This window comes from Rhodococcus sp. NPDC057014, assembly GCF_042673295.1.
Classification (GTDB): Bacteria; Actinomycetota; Actinomycetes; order Mycobacteriales; family Mycobacteriaceae; genus Rhodococcus_F.
This window is the reverse complement of the sequence record NZ_JBHUSF010000482.1, coordinates 1-4,605: the sequence shown is the minus strand read 5'-3', so window position 1 is coordinate 4,605 and position 4,605 is coordinate 1. Positions and strand designations below refer to the sequence as shown.

Sequence of the window (4,605 nt, the reverse complement as noted above, 5' to 3'; positions counted from 1 at the left end):
AGTTTTCGTGTCACCTGTGGTCTCTGTCGGAATTTATATCTCCGGTGTATCTGCTCCAGACCAGCGAGCACCCGCACTTGATGCCGAACGGCGAACCAGCCCGCGATCAGTGTCGGGATCACGACGACAACCGACGACACCGTGTACGTCCCGACCGGATAGTCGAGGGCCATCAGAACCAGGACCGCCGCGACGAAAGCGAGTGTCGCGTACGACGAGTACGGGGCGAACGGCATTCGGAACGCCGGGCGTTCCGCTACTCCTCGAGTCGCCCAGCGGTGCAACCTCATCTGGCACAGGACGATCACCGCCCAGGTCGTCAACGTGCCGAGCGAAGAGACGTTGATCGCGATCTCGAAAGCGTGTTCGGGGACGACGTAGTTCAGGCCCACCCCGATCAGGGTCACCACCGCGGTGAGGAGGATTCCGCCGTAGGGCACTCCGGAGCCGCTCATGCGGGCGGTGAACCGCGGCGCGGTCCCGCTCATCGCCATCGACCGCAGAACTCTGCCCGTCGAATAGACGCCGGCATTCAGACTGGACAGCGCTGCCGTCAGCACCACGAAGTTCATGACGTTGCCGGCGCCGGGGATGCCCAGGTGGCTGAAGAACGTGACGAACGGGCTCCGCGTCGGACTGTAGTCGGTGTACGGCAAGAGCAGGACGAGCAACAGCACGGCCCCGACGTAGAACACCATGATGCGGACGATGACACTGTTGATCGCACGGGGCATGATCTTCGCCGGATTCGGTGTCTCCCCCGCCGCGATGCCGACCAGTTCGATGCCGGAGTACGCGAACGTGACGCCGACGATCACGATGACCAGGGGAAGCATGCCGTTCGGGAGCCATCCACCGTTGCCCGAGATCAGCGTGAAGCCGGTCTCATGACCGTCGACGGGGAAGCGGAGCGCGACGACGACCCCGCCGATCACCAGGAACGAGACGAGCGCGACGACTTTGATGATCGCGAACCAGAACTCGAGTTCCCCGAAGACTTTGACGGACAACAGGTTGACGAACAGGACGATTGCCAACGCCGCCAGGGCGAGCACCCACTGCGGGACCGACGTGAAGAAGTGCCAGTAGTGGACGTAGATCGCGGCGGCCGTGACGTCGACGATCGAGGTGATCGCCCACAGCATCCAGTACATCCACCCGGCGACGAACGCCATCTTCTCGCCGTAGAACTCCCGGGCATACGACACGAACGATCCGGAGGTCGGCCGATGGAGTACCAGTTCACCCATCGCGCGCAGCATGAGAAAGGCGAAGAAGCCGGTGACGGCATAGACGACCACCAGGGCGGGTCCCGCGGACGCGAGGCGGCCGCCGGCTCCCAGGAACAGTCCCGTCCCGATCGCCCCACCGATCGCGATCATCCGGATCTGCCGGGTCTTCAGATCCTTGCGGTAGTCCCCGTCACCCTCGTGCGACAGTCGCGCCGAGGAGTCCGACGGCGCATGTACCGCAGGAGATTCGGGAGAATGGCTCGTACTCACAGTGCGCTCCTAGTCCAGTCGAACAGGTTTGAGGGAGTCGAACAGGTCGCCGGGACCGGGATTCGACGGCGGCGTGGCACCACCGAACTGATTCATCACTCCCCACACCGCGTTGAGGCCGGTGGTGACGGCACCTTCGGCCCATCCACCGGTGAACGAGATGCCGTCGCCGGCGAGATAGATCCCCTTGTGCCCGGGTGCGAAGTCCGACTGTTCGAAGTGTGTGAACAACCGCTCCTGGTAGCGGTAGTGCCCGGGCAGGTTGTCGCTGAAAGCACCCATGAAATGGGGATCCGCCTCCCACGAGACGGTGACCGGTTCGCCGATGATGCGCGAGGCGATGTCGACACCGGGGTAGATCTGAGCGAGTGAGTGGAGCATCATCGTCACCCGCTCGTCGACGTCCAGGGGCATCCACTTGAGGGAGTCGTCGTTCCAGGTGTACGAGAGGCAGATCAATGCCGGCTTGTCCGGTCCGTCGTCGAGCAGATACGTGCCGCGGGTGATGCGATCGGTCAGGGTCGTGCTCATGACGTCACGTCCGGTCTCGGGGTCGACGTCCTTCCAGAACGGGCGATCCACCATCACGAAGGTCTTCGAGGTCTGCATGTAGTGGCTGCGTTCGATTGCCATCCAGTGCTGTTGGCTGAACAGTTCCTCACTGCACTCGATCCGGGCCGACAGCAGCCACGACTGACAGGTGACGACGGCCGCGTCGTACGCGTCCTGGTTTCCCCACCGATCCGTGATCGCGATCCGGCCCGGACCACCGCTAGCGGTGCGGTCGCGACCGATCCGGTGCACCCCGGACCGCGGTGATCCACGATGGAGGACGCGAGTGTCGTTCCGTCCGGCAGTGCGCGAGGTTCTCGGGAGCGTGGTTCCACAGCCCGTGCGGCACCTGGTCGGCGCCGCCGAGGATGCGTTGCTGGTCCGCATCCGCGTCCACGTAGACGACGCGCAGAACCTCGAGCATCGAATCCGGAAAGTTGGTGTCCCAGCCTCCGGTTCCGAAACCGACCTGACCGAACGCCTCCCGGTACTCGAAGGGCAGCGCGGAGAAAGCTTGTGCCGTCGAATGCGGGCACCAGCTCGTTCCAGAGACGTTTGATTTTCTTCAGGTCGCGGTCCCGGATCGCGGTCTGCATCTCCGTGAACGCGGCCCGCTCCTCGAGGCATTCCCGCCAGGCCGCCGAGACGTCGTGGAAGAACTCGGGCAGCTCGTCCGGGGTGTGCGCGTAGTGCGCGGTGCCGCCCAACTCGACGACCGTGCTCGAGCGCGCGTCCGTCAGCGGGTTGGGGAACGGTGCGGTGTTCAGACCGAGCAGATCGACATAGTGGAAGAACGTCTGCCCCGACACCGGGAACCGCATCCCGCCGAGATCGGCGACGGGTCCTCCGGCGGTCCCGAATCGCTTGCCGCGCATCCGTCCCCCGATCTCGGCGGATTCGTAGATCACCGGACGGAGGCCCATCTTCATGAGCTCGTATGCGGCGACGAGCCCGGCCATACCGGCGCCGACGACGGCAACCTCGCGACCGTATGCCTCCTTCGGCACGGCGCCGATCCCGGCGGGATGACGCACGTACTCGTCGTAGGGAAAGGGGAAATCGGGGATCAGCATCGTGATCGGGGCAGGGGAAGACACGCTACTCCTTCAGGGTGGTTCGGTTCGGAAGACGTTTCAGGTCAGTACAAGTCGAGTCGGCGCGAGCGCAGATACGGATTGCCGGCCCTGGCGGAGCGAATCGCTTCGCTCGTGATGTCGGCGAAGATCAGCTTCGGCTCGTTCTCGGCTCGCGCGGCGAAGGATCCGTCCGGCGCGACGATGCAACTGTGGCCGGCGAACCCGGTGCCGCACTGATCGGCGTATGCAATGGCGACCGTGTTCTCGAGAGCGCGCGCCGGCACGAGCAGGCGTGGCACGGCGGTGGGGTCGAACTCCGACGCGACGCGGACGGGAACCGCCGTCGGCACGAGCACCAGATCGGCGCCTGCGACGGCGAGTGCGCGGACGTATTCCGGGAACTCGACGTCGTAGCAGATCCCCAATGCCACCGAGAGATCACCGAAGCGCACGACGGGAGACAGCGCCGCGCCCGCGGTGAAGAACTGCGCCTCTCCGGCGCCGAAGAGGTGCGACTTCCGGTAATGGATCACCTGCGCGCCGTCGGCACCGAACAGGGTGGCAGTGATGAACCGTTCGGCGTCGGACTGTTCGACGGTGGACGCGACGATCGCGATGCCGTGACGCACGGCCAGCGTCGAGACCGACTGTCGCACAGCGGCACCGTCGAGGTGGTGGATCCGGTCCGGCGCGTAGCCAGTGGAAAACAGTTCGGGGGTGACGAGGATGTCCGCACCACCGCCGGCCGCCTCGGCGGCCGCGGCAGCGAGGACGTCGAGATTCGCGTCGATGTGCCCGACCGCGGACGTTGCTTGAAGGACGGCAATACGCACTGGGAGACTCCGGAATTATTGTGGGAACGTGGCGAATTCAAGTGTGCGGGTGAACTGCGCCACAGCCAATGACAGCGGTCAACGAAAACGCGGGGCAGAAATGGGCGAAAGCACATCGATTCGGGAACTTTCCTGGTGCTCGTCCGTTCCGCTGTACACAATGGGTTCGGATGGTCCACGATTGTCCCCCGGAGCGAGTGCCTCCTCGCGACTTCGCCGCGACGCGGCCCCGATCACGCGGACCTCCGAACGAGCGCCGGGGGCTCGCGACCGGTCCAGCGGCGGATTTGTGCGTTAGCCTGAACTTTTCGTGCGGGAGCGCGGATCAGTGCGTGCAGATAAGCGAAAGTGCCTGTCCTGCAAGGCATAATGGGACTTCTCTACGGTTCCACTATGTTGACGGGAAGGCACTTCGCAGGTGAAGAGTATCGCAGCGGGTTCACGGGTGAAAGTATCGGCCGACGGACGGGGTGTGGTGTCGCATGCCGGTGTGGGGATGCTGCGGGAAATGGCGGACCTGACAGGGCTGTCCGCGCAGGTCACGGCAGTGCTGGCCGATACCTACCGCGGGCAATGGGCGCATGCCCCGGGTGCGGTGTTCGCCGACCTGGCCGCCGCGGTCGCCGACGGTGCCGACTGTGT

The 4,605-nt window shown here is 64.9% G+C and carries 2 protein-coding genes and 2 pseudogenes; 1 reads left to right on the top strand and 3 read right to left on the bottom strand.

Annotated elements, in window-relative coordinates; all coding sequences use genetic code 11:
* The 3 genes and pseudogenes from ACFTZB_RS43275 to ACFTZB_RS43265 form a co-directional block, all read right to left on the bottom strand.
* Window positions 1–1,502 (bottom strand): amino acid permease (locus tag ACFTZB_RS43275; RefSeq protein WP_378441796.1); only part of this gene is annotated, 1,502 nt, incomplete at its 3' end.
* A gap of 9 nt (window positions 1,503–1,511) precedes the next feature.
* A pseudogene (locus tag ACFTZB_RS43270) lies at window positions 1,512–3,127 on the bottom strand (flavin monoamine oxidase family protein).
* A 65-nt stretch (window positions 3,128–3,192) separates the two neighbouring features.
* The gene (locus ACFTZB_RS43265) at window positions 3,193–3,963 is read right to left on the bottom strand and encodes a nitrilase-related carbon-nitrogen hydrolase (protein ID WP_378441794.1); all 771 of its coding nucleotides are present in this window, start codon (window positions 3,961–3,963) and stop codon (window positions 3,193–3,195) included.
* A gap of 418 nt (window positions 3,964–4,381) precedes the next feature.
* Here ACFTZB_RS43265 and ACFTZB_RS43260 point away from each other — a divergent pair.
* Window positions 4,382–4,605: pseudogene (locus ACFTZB_RS43260) on the top strand (IS1380 family transposase); the annotation flags it as partial.